The 247-nt window shown below is 33.2% G+C and carries 1 protein-coding gene; it reads left to right on the forward strand.

The features are described from left to right. Window positions 1–197, forward strand: a 197-nt coding sequence (locus tag KI369_RS28695) for a cupin domain-containing protein (RefSeq protein WP_212959022.1), incomplete at its 5' end; no start/stop codon positions are given. Between the last annotated feature and the right edge of the window lie 50 nt (window positions 198–247).

Raw genomic sequence — 247 nt, forward strand, 5'->3', positions numbered from 1 at the left:
CGGAAGGCCATAAAGAAGGGACTGAAGAATTTATAACGGTGTTTGAAGGGGAATTGACAATTGAAATAAATGATTGCCAATATAAATTAAATAGTGGGGATGCAATTCGCTTTAAGGCGGATAAATCGCATTCGTATTATAATTCCGGACGAACGCTAACACGGTTAAGTATGACCATTTATTATTCAGGTTCATAAACTTACAATTATTTTAAGAATGTAAAGAAATATGTGTTGATAAACCATCT

Origin of the sequence: Bacillus sanguinis, assembly GCF_018332475.1 — a bacterium.
In the GTDB taxonomy this organism is placed as follows: Bacteria; Bacillota; Bacilli; order Bacillales; family Bacillaceae_G; genus Bacillus_A; species Bacillus_A sanguinis.